This window comes from Ignavibacteriales bacterium, assembly GCA_015709675.1.
Classification (GTDB): domain Bacteria; phylum Bacteroidota; class Ignavibacteria; order Ignavibacteriales; family Ignavibacteriaceae; genus H2-BAC3.
The window spans coordinates 4,055,865-4,074,150 of record CP054182.1; the positions used below are offsets into that span (position 1 = coordinate 4,055,865).

11 protein-coding genes are annotated in these 18,286 nt (G+C 47.8%); 3 read left to right on the forward strand and 8 right to left on the reverse strand.

Going from position 1 to position 18,286, the window contains the following annotated elements; translation table 11 throughout:
* The 7 genes from HRU80_16020 to HRU80_16050 form a co-directional block, all read right to left on the reverse strand.
* Positions 1 to 654, reverse strand: coding sequence for a lysophospholipid acyltransferase family protein (locus tag HRU80_16020; GenBank protein QOJ30295.1), 654 nt, complete (start codon positions 652 to 654; stop codon positions 1 to 3).
* Positions 638 to 1,792, reverse strand: coding sequence for a lipid-A-disaccharide synthase (gene lpxB / locus HRU80_16025; GenBank protein ID QOJ30296.1), 1,155 nt, complete (start codon positions 1,790 to 1,792; stop codon positions 638 to 640). Before lpxB ends, HRU80_16020 begins: the two co-directional genes overlap by 17 nt.
* Entirely contained in the window at positions 1,785 to 2,375 is a 591-nt protein-coding gene (locus HRU80_16030; protein QOJ30297.1) for an isoprenylcysteine carboxylmethyltransferase family protein, read from the reverse strand. The genes lpxB and HRU80_16030 overlap by 8 nt, the downstream gene beginning before the upstream one ends.
* A gap of 21 nt (positions 2,376 to 2,396) precedes the next feature.
* Entirely contained in the window at positions 2,397 to 3,119 is a 723-nt protein-coding gene (locus HRU80_16035) for an MtnX-like HAD-IB family phosphatase (protein ID QOJ30298.1), read from the reverse strand.
* Positions 3,116 to 4,930, reverse strand: coding sequence for a T9SS type A sorting domain-containing protein (locus HRU80_16040; GenBank protein QOJ30299.1), 1,815 nt, complete (start codon positions 4,928 to 4,930; stop codon positions 3,116 to 3,118). Before HRU80_16040 ends, HRU80_16035 begins: the two co-directional genes overlap by 4 nt.
* Before the next feature lie 131 nt (positions 4,931 to 5,061).
* Entirely contained in the window at positions 5,062 to 8,655 is a 3,594-nt protein-coding gene (smc, locus tag HRU80_16045) for a chromosome segregation protein SMC (protein QOJ30300.1), read from the reverse strand.
* 3 nt (positions 8,656 to 8,658) lie between these two features.
* The gene (locus HRU80_16050; GenBank protein QOJ30301.1) at positions 8,659 to 11,241 is read right to left on the reverse strand and encodes a hypothetical protein; all 2,583 of its coding nucleotides are present in this window, start codon (positions 11,239 to 11,241) and stop codon (positions 8,659 to 8,661) included.
* 273 nt (positions 11,242 to 11,514) lie between these two features.
* On the opposite strand from HRU80_16050, the gene rpsT reads away from it, so the two are divergent.
* Positions 11,515 to 11,781: a 30S ribosomal protein S20 gene (gene rpsT / locus HRU80_16055; GenBank protein ID QOJ30302.1), complete on the forward strand. Its 267-nt coding sequence runs from the start codon at positions 11,515 to 11,517 to the stop codon at positions 11,779 to 11,781.
* Between the two features lie 101 nt (positions 11,782 to 11,882).
* On the opposite strand, the gene HRU80_16060 is transcribed toward rpsT, so the two are convergent.
* Positions 11,883 to 13,382, reverse strand: coding sequence for an NTP transferase domain-containing protein (locus HRU80_16060; protein ID QOJ30303.1), 1,500 nt, complete (start codon positions 13,380 to 13,382; stop codon positions 11,883 to 11,885).
* 207 nt (positions 13,383 to 13,589) lie between these two features.
* On the opposite strand from HRU80_16060, the gene HRU80_16065 reads away from it, so the two are divergent.
* Complete coding sequence (locus HRU80_16065) at positions 13,590 to 16,589, forward strand: xanthan lyase (GenBank protein ID QOJ30304.1); 3,000 nt, start codon at positions 13,590 to 13,592, stop codon at positions 16,587 to 16,589.
* Between the two features lies 1 nt (position 16,590).
* On the forward strand, positions 16,591 to 18,249 hold the full coding sequence (locus HRU80_16070; GenBank protein ID QOJ30305.1) for a phosphodiester glycosidase family protein: 1,659 nt from the start codon (positions 16,591 to 16,593) through the stop codon (positions 18,247 to 18,249).
* Positions 18,250 to 18,286 lie beyond the last annotated feature (37 nt).

An 18,286-nucleotide genomic window follows, 5' to 3' on the forward strand; every position in this document is an offset into this window, starting at 1 on the left:
TCAAAATACACCGGCTGTTTCTTGCAGACGGGTCAGTTCGTCAGAGCATTTTTTAATTATCTGATCAACGTCCTCCTTGCTCATCTCTCTGGTTACAAAAACCGGATCAGAATAAACCAGATTCACTCTGCTGAAAAACGCGGGAACCGAGAATTTGTCCCAGCTCCGCAGATGTTTTTTCTTTTCGTAACCCACTCCCACAAGAAAAAGAGGCACGGAACTTCTGAGAGCCGCAACTACCGCTCCGGGCTTAAACTCCATCACCGGTCCGCGCGGACCGTCAGGTGTAATCAGCACTGAACCTTCATACTTTGCAAAATCAGTCATGATGCCGAGTGCAACTTTTCCTCCCTTTGAACTGCTGCCGCGCGTTACGGTATATCCCCACTTGCGAAGAATTCTCGCAAGGATTTCCCCGTCCTTGCTCTGACTGGTCAGGCCGAGAAATTTTCTTCCGCGGTGATAATACCAGGGATAAAGCATAGTACCGTGCCAGAAGGCAAGGATGAATCTTTTATTCTGACGCACATACTCATCAAAAATCTCATTGTTGGTTCTGTTTACCCGCAGCGACCGGCATAATGCTCCCGCTACACTGCCGAGTGCATGATACCCCAGAAACCTGAGTATGCTGTGTTTAGCTTCGCGTATCATAGACAAACTTTATAATCTCATCAGCGGCAGTTTCTGACGCGGTCTTTTCACCGAGTTTTGCTTTCAGCAGGGCAAATTTTTCCTTAATCGCCGCCCGTTTTTCAGGACTCCGGATGATTTCAGAAGACACCTGATATATCCTATCCGGATTGCAGTCATCCTGAATCAGTTCCGGTACAACTGTTTCGCCGGAGATGATATTTGCCATGGCAATATTTTTCACCTGAACAAGCATCCGCCCTATTGCGTAAGTCAGGGAACTTGTTTTATACACCACAACCATCGGCAGGAGCGAAAGTCCCGCTTCCATGGTTGATGTTCCCGATTTGATAATGCCGAATGAGGCATACCGCATCAGTTCAAGGGATTTCCCGCGGATCAGCGTTACACCGGTGCCCGCCAGATACTGCTGATATATATCATCACTGATGGTCGGGGAACCCGCTGCCACAATCTGAAAACCGGATTCTTCAGCAAGCCGTTTTGCCGCGGGGAGAATCACCGGCAGAATTTTGCTTATCTCATGGCTTCTGCTTCCCGGCAGCAGAAGCAGTATTTCCTTCTGAGCATCAAGTCCGTATTCCGCAAAAAACTCTTCACGGGGCTGATACGGATACGAATTAAACTTTTCTACCAGCGGGTGCCCCGTATATACAGACGGGATGCTCGCCTTCCTGTAAATGTCTCCCTCAAAGGGGAATACATACAGCATACGGTCAACCAGCCGTTTAATCTTCCTGATCCGCCAGGGGGCCCATGCCCAGATCTGCGGTGATATATAATAGATCACGCGGATACCCGCTTTTTTCAGACGGCGGGCAAAATTCAGATTAAAGCCGGGATAATCAACCAGCACGGCTGTATCAATACCTTCCCGTCTGACAACCTCCATCAGACGGTCCTGCACCTTTCTGATGAAAGGAATATGTTTTAATACCTCAAAGAATCCGAGAAACGCCATATTGTCAATATGTTCAATCAGCTGAGCGTTCTCATCCATCATTTTGTTTCCCCCGATGCCATAAAATTTTAAAGCGGGAGCCTTTTCCCGCAGTCTGTGCAGCACGGCAGAAGCATGATTATCACCGGAGACTTCACCGGCGACAATAAGAACACTGCGTTGGGGCTGCTCAGCCAAACTTCCTCACACTGTATATGATCACCAGGGTAAGAGTTACAAAGAAGATTGCCTGCAACGTGCGGCGCTCTGAGCGGAGACCTGCCTGCAGACTCTGCGGCGGCTGCACTACGGTTTCTTTTTTCCACGGAGTGAGTCTGGGAATAAAGCGGGGAACATTCTTGCAATAATCATCATAGTCAGCGCCGAAGGTTTTCCGGAGATATCCCTCTTCCCCTTCAACAATCAGGTGATACTGAACAGCGAAGAACACCAGAGCCGCTATCTGCAAATAGGGAAACAGGGCATTTGAAAAAACGCCGAACCCTATATATAACAGGATATTGCCCACATAGAGGGGATTCCGCACATAACCAAACGGCCCGCTGATAATCAGATAGGTGCCTCCTACAGTTCCGGTAGTGCGGGTCTCGCTTCCTGCCCAGGTAACACCCCAGAGCCGGATCAGTTCGCCTGCTATAACGATGAGTGCGCCGGCAATCATACTGTAGAGATTGCTCTCAGCGTAAAAAAACATTACCAGAAGGAATGGTATGGGAGTATAACTCCGGTATTTAAAGACCGTGCTTCTCAGATCGCTCATGATGCTACCGTTTTTCGATTGTTAACCAAGTTTATATAATTGCTTTCTCAGAGTCTCTGCTCTGTGGCGCTTTTTCATTTTTTTACCGTCGGCAAGTTCAGTGAACCGCTTTCTGATATCATTAAAATCCTTATACGGAAAGAACGTAATCCGTTCCTTCTCGCAGTATTTCAGAAGATAATCCTTCGCGAAGACGTAATCAGCATAACCGACCGGACAGGTGTCTGATGATCCGTTGCCGATATATACCGTCACATCATCATCCGCACTGTTGCTGATCAGGTGATTCCGTTTGCAGTTCGCGCAGACGGGGCACTCCTCATCAGTCCAGGGGAATACCGGTGAGAGCCCTCCGTTTCCGGCATCAGCAAGACGGTTAGCAAAAAGAGGAATACCCGTTATGCCATGCCTGCCGAGAATCGGTTCTATATATTCCTCGAACCCGTCGCTCAGGATATACACATCAAACTGCTGCTCTGAACAGTAGGTCAGGAATTCTTTCACGCCTTTTTCCAGGCTGATTGTCCCGGCAATTTCCGCGACTTTATTCCGGGTCAGCCCCTCAGCCGCCTGAAACAGCCGGTTCCATCCCTCCCGTGCGGTGATGGATTTTGTTTTGATATCTTCCAGAATCGGAAAAACTTTTCCCTCCGGTATCGTCTCGATAAAGAGTTTCTCCCCGACATCCTCAGTTGAAATCGTACCGTCAAAATCTACGAATATTTTTATCTGACGGTCTTTCATTCCCTGGACACTACCATTTTTTTCACTTCCTTATACTCCCCTGCCGTAAAGCGGTAGAAATATACTCCGGGGGAAAGATCATCCGCGGAGATTTCCAGCTTGTTCAGCCCTTCATCCGCGTCAGGTATTTCATAGAGCCGGACGCGTTCAATGCGTGAGTTATATATCTCAATTTTTACTTCCATCGCCTCAGCCAGGAAAAATGGTATCACCGTGACAGAGGAAAACGGATTCGGCGTATTCTGAAATAATTTTATATCGGATGTAAGTACCGGCGTCACTTTTGTAGTTACAGCGCCGGAGGTTATCACATCACCGCTCTTTGCCGTGAGCACAACCCGGTAATCCACATTTCCGTATACATAAGGCATGTGGGAATAGCTGTAATTCTGTTCCGGGCTGAAGGACTGCGGAGTAAATTCCGCGAGAACCACCCATCCTTCATCTCCTTCGGCTTCATACCTTTCAAGCTGCATCAGGCTGATCTGCGATTCATTTACCACGCTCCAGCGGAGAGTAACAGAGTCGCCGCTAGCCTGTACTGCTATATCAGTCACCGCCGGTGAAGCATCGGAGGCACCGCGCAGATATTTAGCCGTGATGGCATTTTCCTTTTCCGATTTTTCCTTATATACCGCGAGCACACCGCTCACCGCATCAGGAAAAAACCAGATATAACTGACACTTGCCGCGGAAGGGGCCGCAAGCGCGGGACCGCCTGCCAGCAGAGGCACCAGTGATTTTGAAAAACGCTGAACATAGAGTGCCGTTGCTGATGCTCCTTTTCTTCCTTCAAACCAGGAGAGGATCACCTCACCGCCGTTTCCAGGGTAGAGCACCTGTCCGTAGCGCCAGGTATTTTCCTTCACGCCAAAAACATTTATATATTCATTCTTAATCAGGTCACCGCTCAGGCGTATTTTGCTCAGCAGCAGACTGACATTCCCCTTGTTATCATTCAGCCAGGAGATAACCACTTCACCGGAGGAAGCGAACACCTGCGGATTGCTGTTGGTGCCAGGGGTCTTAACCGCTTCTTCAAGCGGTTTATTCATCAGTTTTTTTCCTGATCCGTTAAGAACTTCATGATAGATATTTCTTCCTTTTCCCATCGTCTGCCAGCAGAGATAAAAAAGATCATCAGCCGCGGCCATGGTATAACTGAGCACACGCTGTGTTGCGTGAGATATCGTCTGCGGTTTGGTGACCTGTTCTCCTGTTTCAGGATCAAACATCAGCGCCTTTAAAACTTCACCTTTGCCGGTGTTTTCAAGCCAGGAAACCAGAATGCTGCCTTTGCTGTTCGGCGAAATGCTCAACTGACGAATTGCCGAACCGGTGCGGTAGATCATCTCTCCGTTAACGGGAGTCTCCGCGTATCCGGAAGAGGTAATCCTGAAGAAACGGATTCCGCTGAGAATGCCTCCGCTCATGCCCGCAGATTCCGTAAAGAATATATATATCGTGCCGTTTTCCGCGGATGTGCCCCGGTATTCATCAACATTCAGTTCGCCGTTGCTCAGATGCACTCCCCCTTCTTCCCACATCGGTTTTCCCTTCAGTGAAAATCTCTGCGCGGCAAGTTCGGTTTTTCCCTCCGCGTCGGTATTTTCCCACAGCAGAACCGAGGAACCGGGGAGATGGGCAAACGCAACAGGGTTCACCTGCTCCTCTGCCGGGGGTGATATATATACGCCTCCCGCGCCAAGCAGGTAGCGGTTATTCCGGTCAAAAGTCTGGAAACTTACCCTGCTCTTTCCTGATACCGAATCCTGCCAGAAGATAAACCCTCCCTCACTCCGGTCCCTCACATAGACAATATTAAAGGGATCGGCAGTTTCAGGGACAAGTTTCTCCGCGCTGATGCCGGCATCAGCAGAGAAGTATCCCCACAGAACCAGCAGCAGTAGTACGAATCGGCTTATAGTGTTGCTCCGGGTAATCAGGCGCTTATGCCCAATTCCTCATTAAACTTAACGCTCACCAGTTTTGAAACCCCGATCTCCTGCATAGTGATTCCGTAGAGTGCGTCGGTGGCTTCCATGGTGCGCTTGTTATGGGTGATAATAATAAACTGTGTATCCTTGCTGAAGTCCCGGATGATGCGGGTAAAGCGGTCAATATTCGCGTCATCAAGCGGCGCGTCAATTTCATCCAGAATACAGAAGGGGCTCGGCTTAACCATATATATAGCAAAAAGCAGCGCGATAGCGGTCAGGGTTTTTTCCCCTCCCGAAAGCTGCTCAATGGTCAGAGGCCGTTTGCCTTTCGGCTTAGCGATAATTTCAATTTTTGCTTCAAGCGGATCTGCATCTTCCTCAAGACGGAGGTCAGCTTCATCCCCCTCATTAAACAGCTTTCTGAAGATGCTTATATAGTGGGCACGGATTTTATTGAATGTGTCCATAAAGAGGGTCTGTGCTGTTTCGTTGATTTCCTCAATCGTCTTCAGCAAATCAGTTTCCGCTACCGTCAGGTCATCCCGCTGCCCCTGCAGGAATTCCATTCTGGTTTTTTCCTCTTCATACTCGGTATATGCATCAAAGTTGATTGCGCCGAGATTTTTTCTTGACTGCTTCAGTTCGTTAATCTGATTCTGAATGCCGTCAAAGTCATAGGTACCAAGGTCGTCATATTCCTTAACCTCAGGTTCAACGCCGTAACTTTCTTTTGTGTGGTCAATCAGGTTACCGATATTCAGCGCGAGCTGATTCAGGGAAAGCTCAATCTGGAATATTTCATCTCCCAGGGCTTCTTTCTCTTTTCTTTTCTTATGGACATCAGATTCAATCTGAACCACGACCACTTTCTTTTCTTTGGAAAGATCGTCAATCTGTTTTTCCTCACCGCGCAGCAGCTCACGTCCGTTCTGCAGTTCGGTCAGTTCTATTCTGCGTTCTGTATTCAGTTCTTCAAGATAATCATACTCATCCTGAGCGGTTTCAATATCTTTGCGGCGTTTTTCGATGCGCTGCTGTATATTAATGATATTCTGTTCGCTGTTCTTTATGCTGCTTTCAAGATTCCGGATCTCCCCTCCTTTACGCTCTATGGAAACGATAGCGTCATTCAGAGTTGTGATTAGTTCTGCATTTTCCTGCTCGCTCTTTTTATATTCAAGCTGCAGGGTATTTGCCTGCTCTTCATCCGCCTTAACAGCATCCTTGAATGAGGTGTATTCCGACTCATTCTGCGCAATCTGACTGCGGTTTGTTTCGAGTGAAACTGAGATAGTTTTTATTTCACCGGCAAGACGTTCAGATTCTTCCTCAGCTTTTTTCTTTTCATACTCAAACTGATTGATCTGCCGCTCGATGGAGTTGATTTCATTATTCAGCACCTTTATCCGGTCACTGATGGTTTTCAGATCAATGAAAGAGAGTTCCTCCTCAGCCTTATGAATTTCCCCCTGCAGAAGCGCAAGGTTTTCCTCATGCCCGGGGACAGCGCCGTTAAGTTCCTCCAGCAGTTTTTTTCTGCCGAAGATGGTTTCATCAGGACCGGGGATGGAACCGGCTTCAATTACTCCGGAAGGATAAACAATATCCCCCTCAAGCGTGGTGAAGGTATATTCCCGGTATTTCGCTGAAAGTTTTAAAGCGGATTCAAGAGTGTCGGTAATAACAAAATCATGCACAATTTTGCTGAAGAACGGCTTCCACCGTGTTTCAGTTTCAATGGCATCATACACCCAGCTGATGAATCCTTCCGACTGTTCCAGCTTCTTCCGGTCTTTTTTGCGTATATATGATCTGAAAAATCCGGCTAGTCCTTTCGGTTTTTCCTCTTCAGCAGACGCAAAGTAAAATGATGCTTTCCCCGCGTTTCCGCTTTTCAGGAGGGATATACCTTTCAGAACGTCGTCAATACTGCTGACGATGATATTATTGATATTATTCCGCAGGGCGGATTCAACCGCGAGGCGGAATTTAACCGGAGTATTGCCAAGATTGCCGAGAAGATTTTTCTGGCCCGAAGTCCACTCATCTTTTTCCATGAGGAGCTTTGAACCTTTTGAAAATCCCTCAAGATTATCAATCAGGTTTTTAATAAAAGTGATCTTATCCTTTATGGAGAAGAGGAGATTCTTTTCATCAGCCTCCTGTTTGCGCAGGGAAGAAAGCAGCTGTTCAAGCTGTTCTTTCCGCTTCTGTGCCTCGGCAAGTTCCGTTTCAGCCGAAGCGATCTGGCTCTCGGTTTCAGCACGGTCTTTCTGCAGATTATCAAGGAACTGTGCAGACTTCACAGCTTTTTCATCCTGTCTGAGTTTCTGCTCTTCCCGCTGTCTGAGCTGTGCTGCCTCACCATCAATGGTTTTACGGAGCGCAGCTATCTGATTTTCGAGATAAGAAAGGTCGCGGTGTTTCTTCAGAAGCGCCTGAGAAAAATTATCAAGCCCGGCGCGCTTTTTTTCCAGCTCTTCAGCCCGTATATCTTTAGTAGATTCAATTTCTTCTTTGCGTACGCGGAGCGTAGCCAGTTCGGAGGAGAGTTCTTCAATCCGCTCTTTATATTCTTCAATCAGGGAGGAGGTATATTCCTCATCCTGCTTCAGGTCTTCGATTTCCTTTTCGTAGGTCAGAAGATTTTTCTGAAGGGATTTTCTTCTTTCATCGGTAACGGAAACCGCTTGGCTTGCATGGTGAATTTTTTCGGTCTCCGCGGTAATAGCGTTGCGTTTTTCCCGGAGCTGTTCCTCAATGGCATCAAGTTCATGCTTCAGGCCGTTCAGGTTTTCTTCAAGCGAATCAATCTCAGCATCAATCAGGGAACGCCTCTGAGCTGTTTCATCCTTCCGTATATACAGCGCCTGTTTTTCCAGTTCAAGCAGCGCGAGTTTGCGGGAAACGAACTCGAGTTCAATCTCCTTCAGCTGCGAGGAAAGTACATTAAACTTATCGGCACGTTTTGCCTGGCGCTCAAGCGTGGCAACGCGCTTTTCCACTTCGGAGATGATATCATTCACGCGGTTGAGGTCGAGGCGCACCTCATCAAGTTTCTTAAGAGAGAGGCGGCGGCGCAGTTTATATTTATTCACGCCTGCTGCTTCCTCAAACATCACCCGGCGTTCATCCGCTTTATTGCTCAGAATGGACTCAACCATTTTCAGCTCGATCACGGAATACGCATTCGCGCCCATGCCGGTATCCATAAAAAGACTGGTTATATCTTTCAGACGGCAGAGATTCCGGTTCAGGAGATATTCACTTTCGCCGGAACGGAAGATACGGCGGGTTATAACCACTTCATTATATTCGCTGGGGAGCAGTCCCTTATGATTTTCTATAACGAGAGAAACCTCAGCCATACCCATCGGCTTTTTAGTGGCTGTTCCGTTAAAGATAACGTTCTCCATTTTATCGGAACGGAGCGTACTGCTTTTCTGTTCGCCCAGAGCCCAGCGGATCGCGTCAACGATATTGGTCTTTCCGCAGCCGTTCGGGCCCACAATACCGGTGAGACCCGGATTAAATTTCACATCCGTCTTCTGCTGAAAAGACTTAAAACCTAATATTTCTAATCGGGATAAATACAATTTTTAAACAACCCTGCTTTCGGCAAATGCCCGCATGATGAAAAAGAATGCTGCATCATTAATCTGATAATAAAAAATCACTGCTGCCACGGCAGAAAGAAGAAGGAGGAATCCGTATCCGTAAACTTTGACCGGATTGGTATCGTAGATAACATACACCCCCTTCAGAATCCGCAAAAGAATCCAGAGGAAAAAGAGTCCGAGCGCGATGTATATATAAAGCGCGAACTCATTCTCATGGATAAACTGATACAGCACAATGGTCACCGGTATCAGGAGCAGAACAGGAATAAAAGACCAGATGGTTATATAATACGCGTGAGAGAGATACACCTTGTTCATCACAAAGGAAGAAAAGAGGCGGATACTGATGGTAATGACCAGAAATTTCACCAGCAGGAGCAGCGTCATAACAAGCATTCCCTGCAGCGGGTGGCGGGTAAGATAGCTCATCATATTGATAATATTCTCACTGCTGAAGGAGAGAAGGAATTTCTCAAACAGAATGCTGTCCTTCAGATTATAGAGGAGACTCATCAGCACGATTGAAAGAATACCGGCGGAAATCAGCGCGAGTATAAAGGTCTGCATGCCGGAGATCATCCGGTGATCTCGCACATCAGAGAAGAAATTATAGGGGCGCATCAGAGCACGAAGCGCTTCCTCTCTGAATTTTCTTCCTGAGTTCACCATGAGCCCGGTTAGCAGCGCCATCAGCAGTCCGGCGATAATGAATTCCATTGGGGAATCGGTGTGGCTGATGCCGATCGGTATGGTTACCCGCTCCAGATTGAGCATCTTTGCAAGTATCACCTTATAGGCAAGCCGTGTTTCCTTTTTCCGTGATTCTCCTAGAATTCCGTAATTGATCAGCTTTTCACTGTTATATCCGGAGACGATGGAACTGTAGGAAGCGCGGTAATCAAACATGGTATGAAGAAACCATCCGCTGTGGCTGCCGGTTTCAAAAAAGGTGAGCACATCCTGGAAATATTTTGCCTGGGCTTCAAATGAATTGGGATTGATATATCCGCTTGCGCCTCTGAGATTGGCGAGATAACCCGCTTCGCTGACAAACATCTTCCCTTTTCCCAGCTTTTCCTGAAGCATGGTGTAGGATTCCTTCATCTTCTCCAGAGGCATGCCGGTGAATTCAACACCGTAAAAATCAAGTCCTTCCGGATAAACAATATCAGCCGGGATGAAGGATGCATAGGTAAGCCAGTTTGTCCCCTTTTCCGTTACAGAAGAAAGCTCAGCGAAAAATTCCGATACACCCGCCTGGTCGCCGATATATCCGGTTCCGAATCCGACCGCAGCAATGGCGCCGTAGCCCGAATAGCCGCGTATATACTGATTGAGATAGTTGCGCGCCCGGTTACGGTAATTCTGTTCTCCGAGGAGGTCTGAAGGAACGGCATTCAGGGGAAGTTCCGCGAAGACCAGGAGACCGAGCCGTTCACAGGCATCCAGTATATAAGGATGGGGCAGCATCATGGGAATGCGCACCGCGTTGAATCCGGTTTCCTTAATAATGCGGAGATCGCTTTCGAAATCCGCGTAACCGGGAAGCCCTGAGGCTCCGGATGAAGATGGTATATAAGTTACTCCCTGCAGCACGAATGGCTGGCCGTTCAGCTGCATACCGTCATCGGTACCCGCAAGGTGAAAGAACGAATAAGGGCGGCTGTATTCATCTACCAGCACCGGACCATTGAACAACTGGTAACGGATCTGATAGCGGTCGGGCTGCGCGGGAGTCCAGAGACGCGGATTTACGATATCAGCCGGTATTGTGATATTTGCTTCCTTGCCGCGTCCGACGGTAACCGCGCCTGAGGTGACTTCGGTCATCTCACCGGTTACAAGATTCTGAAATCCGACTTTAACGGTGAACTGGTCACCGCTGATCAGCGAATCTTTCTGGAAGGTAAAGTTTGAAATTTTAACGCCGCTGACCGTTGAAACTTTTTTGCCGTCGGAGGATACCTTGTAACGGAAATAATTGCGGTTGATATATACCTGCGGGCTTTGCAGGAGGTAGACATCACGAAAAATCCCGAACGCAGGGAGCGGATTCAGAAAACGCTGCCTGAAAGGAAGGGTGTTTCTGGAATCCAGACGGGTAGAAACCTTAATACTGATGATATTTGGTTTTTCGTAATGAAGCAGATCACGGGCAAGGGAAAGGGAGAAAGGATATTCCCCGCCGCCATGTTTGTAGATGACAAATGAATTTACCGAAATTTCAGCGGAGTAATTAAGTCCGAGAAAATGGAGCTGAAAGGTGGATGAATTGATGTCGGATTTGGAAAGCTGAAATTCCTTCTCAAAAATATATTCTCCGGGGCGGTTAAACGCCGACGGAACCTGAACGGTGGTAAAATCATCACCGCTGCTGGAAAATTTCCAACCGCCGTTGAGAATGATTTTGGTCCGGAGTTCTGATTTTTCGAGATAATCCAGAGCAGAAGGCTGTGTTACTAAGGATTCCGGTTCCCGGAAAACTATCTGAGGCTGAATTTCCGTCAGACCCGGAAGAAGAAGTGCAACAACTAATAAAAAGAATCTTACTGTTCCGGTCATCCTCACCTAATATAAAAAAAGTTATCTTTAAATATACTATGTTCAGGGAGGGGAAATCAATGACTTTTTATACGGAGAGGAACGGAATCAGGTGATTAAACCCTTAATTTATAAGGAGTTGAGTGGCTTTATCCCATAAAGTTTCGAGCCGGAAGACTTTATCCCCTTGTTTTTCAATGAGATAGCATTTCATGAGATGATATTCCGGAAAATTTATTTGACAATTAACCGTCTTAGTCCTATTTTTGTAGGCTCTAATTTAATGGAATAATAATGGCTAATCACAAATCAGCTAAAAAGAGAATCAGAACCAACTCCAGGAGAAACGAAGTTAACAAAGCTTCCGTTTCCCAGATGAAGACTTTGATCAAAAAAGTCTATGCCCTTACCGAAAAGGAAGAAGGGGATAAGACCTATAAAGAAGCAGTTGCAGTTCTGGACAGAATGGCTACCAAAGGCAGAATTCCCAAGAATAATGCTTCACGGAAAAAGTCTGCCCTGACCAAGTACGTTAACGGCTTAGCAGCAAAGACCGCCTAATTTTCTAAAGTTTGCAGATGATGATGAGATTCCTCACGGAACCTCATCATCTTTTATTTTAAACCATTCCTCATATTCCCCTGTTTCCGCTGCCTCACTCGTCAGAGTGACTCAACCGCGTCAACCCCTGAAGGCATTGGCAGATAGAAACGTACTTTCTGCAGTTCCCCGTTCCGCTTGATCAGACGGTTCACTCTTTTCCTGATAATAACACTGTGCTCAATATGAACGTCATTTTCTATGACAGATCCGAAAATATAACTGGTTCCCTTAATGAGCACCCCTTTGCCGATGACTATCGGGAACTCATCACTTCCGGTCATGTTTACGCTTGACTCTATGCGGGAGCCATCCCCGATGGTAATCTGCCCCTTGATGATGTCCCCCCATAGGATTTCAACATTATTTCCGATCTGAAACTTCTGATGCGGGAAGGTTGAAAGGAGGGCATTCTCCCACACGGTTACATTCTTCCCGAAAATTACGTTGCCGTTAACGGTAACATTTTTCTTCAGATGGACATTGTAATTGAGTTTCACTCCTTTGCCGATGTGCACGCCGCGCCCGATCCGGATATCAAGGGGAATCCCCTCCTTATCCATTTCGAGGATATCATTCATTACGCTTTCTTCAATATAAAAATCATCCGGGTCATCTATCTCGATGATGTTCTTGATTTTTGCGTATATATTGCGGCGGTAGATTTCTTCCATCTCCTTCAGGACGGACTTGTCATTAAAGCCCATTACCACATACTCATGCTTCGGGCTGACCGCCCCGACCGAATAGCCCTTGCCGTTGAAGGCGGAAATCAGATCGGTTATATATATTTCGTTCTGGGCATTATCCGACGAGAGGGAAAACACCAGTTCACGCAGTTTTTCATAATCAAATGCATAGACGCCGGAGTTGTATTCCTGCGTGGCAAGCAGTTCTGCCTTTGAGTAGCAGTATGTTCTGCCGTTGTAGGATGCATAATAGGGTTCATCCTCTTTCAGGCTGAGAATATCCTTATACTCCTTAATTTCCAGCACCCTTCCCGCGGCGGATCCGGAGCTTTTCCCTTCACAGTCTTTTTCCTTAATGCGGACAATCCTGCCGTACTGGTTTTCTTCAGGATTCCCTTCATACAACCCGGTAAGTACCATCATGTCGTTGCCGGAATCAGAAAAACTTTTTCTGAACATGGACAGGGTTTCAGCATCTATAAGACCCATGTCTCCCGGGAGGACGTAGACGGTTCCCTTAAAGCCCTTCTGCGTAATCCGTTCAAGACCGATTTGCACGGCGTGACCGGTTCCCTTCTGCACTTCCTGATAGGCAAAAAGTGTTTTCTCCCGTTTTCCTATCACATCCATAACGTCGCTGGCTTTAATTCCCACGACGAGGATACTGTTTACATCGGGAAAGGCAGCGTGACTGGCATTGTATACCCGTTCAACCGTAGGGACTCCCCATATCTCATGGAGCATCTTTGAGCGATGGGATTTAATGCGTTTGCCGTGGCCGGCCGCCAGAATAATGGATACTTCACCTGAACTATAGTCAAAGGGTGATGAAAGTTTTTCTACTTTTTCGTAAATATGACTGTTATCCGCCATGAACCGGGACTCTTCTTTTCTTAAAAAATGTAAATTTAAAGTTAAAGAGATTCTGCTCCCGAAACAATTCCGCTTTGTGACAGAGAAAGCAAAACTGGTCTTTTCCTCCTGGCGATTCTGCAATGTTTTCTCTCAAAATGCACTGCCTGAACAGGCCGGATTACTTATATTTAAAAAAGAAACTAAATTTTTAACGCAATGAAGCGAATGCATCTACATACCGCAAAATTATTTCTCACCCTAATCCTGTTTATCCCCCTTCTCCTTATCTGGAGCGGCTGTTCCCCCGGAAAAACAGTCTCCCTGGATGAAACGGTAAAAGCACCGTCACCTGAGCAGGAGCTAAGGAATTTCCTGAGAACGCTTGGTATGCACAGCAGGGCAAAAGCTGATTCCGTGATCATTAAAGATGAGTCAAGAGAAATTGAAATCCGCTTCAGTTACGAAACAAGTTTTTTTCCTTTTCGTGAATCAACAATAGATACGCTCCGAGCTGAACTTGCACGCCTGTATCACCGGCAGTACCCCGGCTACAGCTTTCTTCTAATCTGCGGCAGATCCCGCCTGGAGGACCTGATTCCGAATTACTTCCGCTCTTCAAAAAGTGATTATAACCGGGACAGAATTCCTCCGCAGATACCCTCGCTTGAGCAGCCGCTGATTACCAATGTTTCCAAACCGGAGACCGCCGGCAAGGGTCTTTTTAACAGAAACATTCTTCTCTGGCAGAGCCACGGATGGTACTACAGCAATGATCAGCAGCGATGGGAGTGGCAGAGGCCGCGGCTGTTTGAATCGGTGGAGGACCTGGGGCCCGCTTCAATAGTGATACCGTATATCATCCCCATGCTGCAGAATGCCGGGGCAAATGTGTGGCTGCCAAGAGAGCGGAGCACGCAGCTTAATGAGGTTTTGGTTGATAATGATGCGGGACACCATTACGCGAAGGGTAATTCACTTTTTCTCATAGAAGGGAAAGAAAAAGGGCGTCTCTCAGCAGCGGCACCCGGATTTATGATGGCTGAGGCGGAACTTGACACGTTTGATAATCCTTTCCGCGCGGGGACTCATCTGCGGATGCCTGCTGACCCAAACGGCGGAATAACAATTTCTTACATACCCGATATTCCCGAAACCGGATTCTACCCCGTTTATATATCGTACGGCAACGACACTCTTGCTTCGTCTGACGCGGGATATACCGTGCACCACACCGGCGGTGAGACCAAATTCCTGATTAATCAGTCAGCGGGGGGAGGAACCTGGGTTTATCTTGGTGATTTTCATTTTGCCAAAGGGGTGAATCCTGTTAACGGAAATGTAACCCTGAACAATGCTTCAGCGCATAAGGGGAAATATATAACAGCAGATGCTGTGCGGTTTGGTGCAGGCATGGGTGTGGTTAAACGGAACGGCCAGACCAGCGGTATGCCCAAATATATTGAAGGTTCACGATACTGGCTTCAGTATGCCGGAATGCCTGATACGTTAGTCTGGAGTTTGAACCGCAACAGACGGGACTATAACGATGATTATCAGAGCCGCGCGGAATACGGCAATTATCTGTACGGTGCTCCGTTCGGTCCCAACCGTGACCGGAGCGCAAGAGGACTCTCCGTCCCGATGGATCTTTCGCTTGCGTTTCATACCGATGCAGGAGTAACCAAAGATGACAGCATCATCGGCACGCTGCTGATATATACCAGTCTGGGGCTTGATTCATCATATTATTTCCCGGATGGCGTTTCCCGGCTGGCAAACCGCGATTTTTCCGATATTCTTCAAACACAGATTGTGCAAGATATACGGGCGGGCTATGATACGCTCTGGACAAGAAGAGAACTGCGTGACGCCAATTACAGCGAGTCGGCCCGGCCAAATTTCCCCTCCGCGCTGCTTGAACTGCTTTCGCATCAGAATTTCGCCGATATGATTCTGTTTAAGGACCCGGGATTCCGTTTTACGGTTTCGCGTTCAATATATAAGGCGATGCTGCGGTTTCTGTCAGCACAGTATGATGTTCCCTATACGGTTCAGCCGCTGCCGGTCTCTCATTTTTCCGCACGGCTGAAAGGAACAACATCAGCAGTGCTCAACTGGAGGCCGGTTTTGGATCCGCTTGAGGAAACCGCTGCTCCTTCAGGATATATACTCTACACCGCAAAGGATGAAAGCGGCTATGACAACGGCCTGTTTGTAACCGCTGCTTCAGCCGAAGTTCCGGTGCAGCCGGGAGTGGTATACCGGTTCAGAGTCGCCGCTTTTAACGAAGGGGGAGAAAGTTTTCCATCCGAAGAACTGTGTGTATATGCAGCTCCCTCAGCAAAAGGAACAGCCGCGCTGGTTAACAGCTTTGACAGAGTTTCAGGTCCCGCGACCGTGCGCACCCCCTCTTTCGCGGGATTTCTTTCAACACTGGATGCCGGAATACCTGACCGCTATGATCTGGCTTTTACCGGCTATCAGTATGATTTTAATCCCGAATCCGCATTTATCACCAACGACCGGCCCGGACATGGTTCATCCGCAGCGGATTATGAAAAGCGTGTGAAACAGGGAAATACCTTTGATTACACCTATCGCCACGGACTGATATATAAAGCACTCGGATGGTCGTTTGTCTCAGCTTCAGATGAGGCTGTGGAAACCGGAGACTTTCCTCTGAGTGAATACCGGTATGCTGATTTCATCTTTGAGCGGGAAAAGACGACAACTCTGCCTGGCAGAAACCGTCTGGAACCAAAGTATCAGGTGATGACCTCATTGCTTAAAGACCGTCTTGCTGCTTATCTTGATGGCGGCGGCTCACTGTTCATGAGCGGCGCATATATCGGCACGGATATCCATGCAGCGGGGAAAAGCGATACCACTCTGCCGCAGTTCGCCTCAGCATATCTGAAGTGGCGGTGGAGCGCGGGCTTTTCACAAAGCAGGCTTCTGAAACCGGTACAGCGTGGTATATATCAGGAAAGTCCGCCGGTGCCTCTGGATTATAATGAACATGAACCTTACATGAGGCTGCACTCTGCTGATTCTTTCACCGCTCTTCAGGGAGGAAGAACTTTGCTCCGCTATGCGGATAATGATTTTGCCGCCGGAATCGGCTTTAAAGGGAATTATAAAGTCCTGACTCTCGGATTCCCCCTTCTTTCACTTGAGAGGGAATCAGACAGGATAATGATTATTCAGAAATTTATGGAATGGTAAGATGAGGAGACTCACGCTCTTTGCAGTGCTGCTGCTGCTTGCACCGCTTCAGGCACAACAGATTAACTTTTTTGAAATCACGAACCAGTACAGCCTGCCGGGCAATGTAAAGATATATAAAGGCGTCCGTTCCTCCCCCGCGCTGCAGTGCTGGTATATAGAGGTTGACCTGAAAAAACCGGGAGCCGTTGTAAAACCCTATTTTAATCCTGCGGGGAGAGAGGGCATTACTGCCTTTTCGAACCGGTTCAGCACCACGGCAGCCATCAACGGAGGATATTTTGACGTCACTACCGGAGCATCATACTCGGCGCTGGTAAATCCTGATATGCTTCTGGCCAGGAACATCGCCTCGGTTGTACGTGACAGCCGCACCTACTACCTTACCCGCGGATTCTGGAGCATTGAGGAAACCCGCGATATGGCGGTGGACTGGATTTACCATTTTGGAACCCGTGTTATAGATATATACCGCTTTGCGAATCCACTCAATAATGCCCAGGGCACTCCCGTTCCGGCCCCGTCGCCTTTAAATGGTTCAGCTATGTATGAGATCAAGGCTGGCATAGGAGGAGGTCCTGTACTAATAAAGAACGGACAGATTCGCGTTACTTATACTGAAGAAGTATTCTGGGGTTCAGGAGTCGGGCTCACCAACCGCGATCCGAGAAGCGCAATAGGATATACCGAGGATAAGAGGGTAATTCTTTTCGTAGCTGACGGAAGACAGACAATCTCCGAAGGTCTTTCTCTGAATGAACTTGCGGCAGTTATGCAGTCCCTCGGATGCAGAGAGGCACTTAATCTGGACGGCGGCGGCTCAAGCCAGATGGCTGTGGGCACTTCACTCGTTAACAGACCCGAGGGGGGCACAGCGCAGAGGGCAATACCGACAATGGTTGCAGTGGTTCTTCCCGATTCATTGCCTCTGCTCCCGGCTGCCTATTTAAACAACAAGTATGATACTGAAGATACCGCGGTGTGCACGATGACCGGAACCTGGACGCAGTCCGCCATAAGCGGCTGGTGGGGCGGTACTCCGGCGCGGGTTGCACAGGTTGGAACAGGAGATAGAACAGCTGAATTCAGACTGAACCTCCCCGCTCCGGGAATATATACACTCTCAGCGTGGTGGGTGGCTGCTTCTGACCGGGCAAAAAATACGCCGTATATTATTCATCACGCCAATGGGGTTGATACAATCAGGGTGAATCAGTCAGTCAGTGGTGTAAGATGGAATACCCTGGGTGAATTTACTTTTACCGGTACCGCTGCTGACCGGGTTGTTATCAGCAATAATGCTACCGGAGGAAATGTCGTCTGCGCTGACGGATTGCGCATCCTCTCATTTGATTCCCTGCTGACCGATATCCAGGAGCCGGGTGATGATTTACCACAGGACTTTTCTCTTTTAACAAATTACCCGAATCCATTTAATCCGGAAACAGTAATCAGTTATCAGGTCCATGAAGCAGGAATAGTCACCCTGAAAATCTATGACCTGCTCGGCAGAGAGGTAAGCACACTCATTAACGAAAGCAAAGCCGCGGGTTATTATCAGGAACAATTTAACGGTAGTGGGCTGCCATCAGGGATATATATAGCTGTACTGGTGACCGGATCGTTCAGCCGTTCGTTAAAAATGATGCTTATGAAATAATTAGGAGTGACTAGTTAGTAATTAGTAGCTCGACATT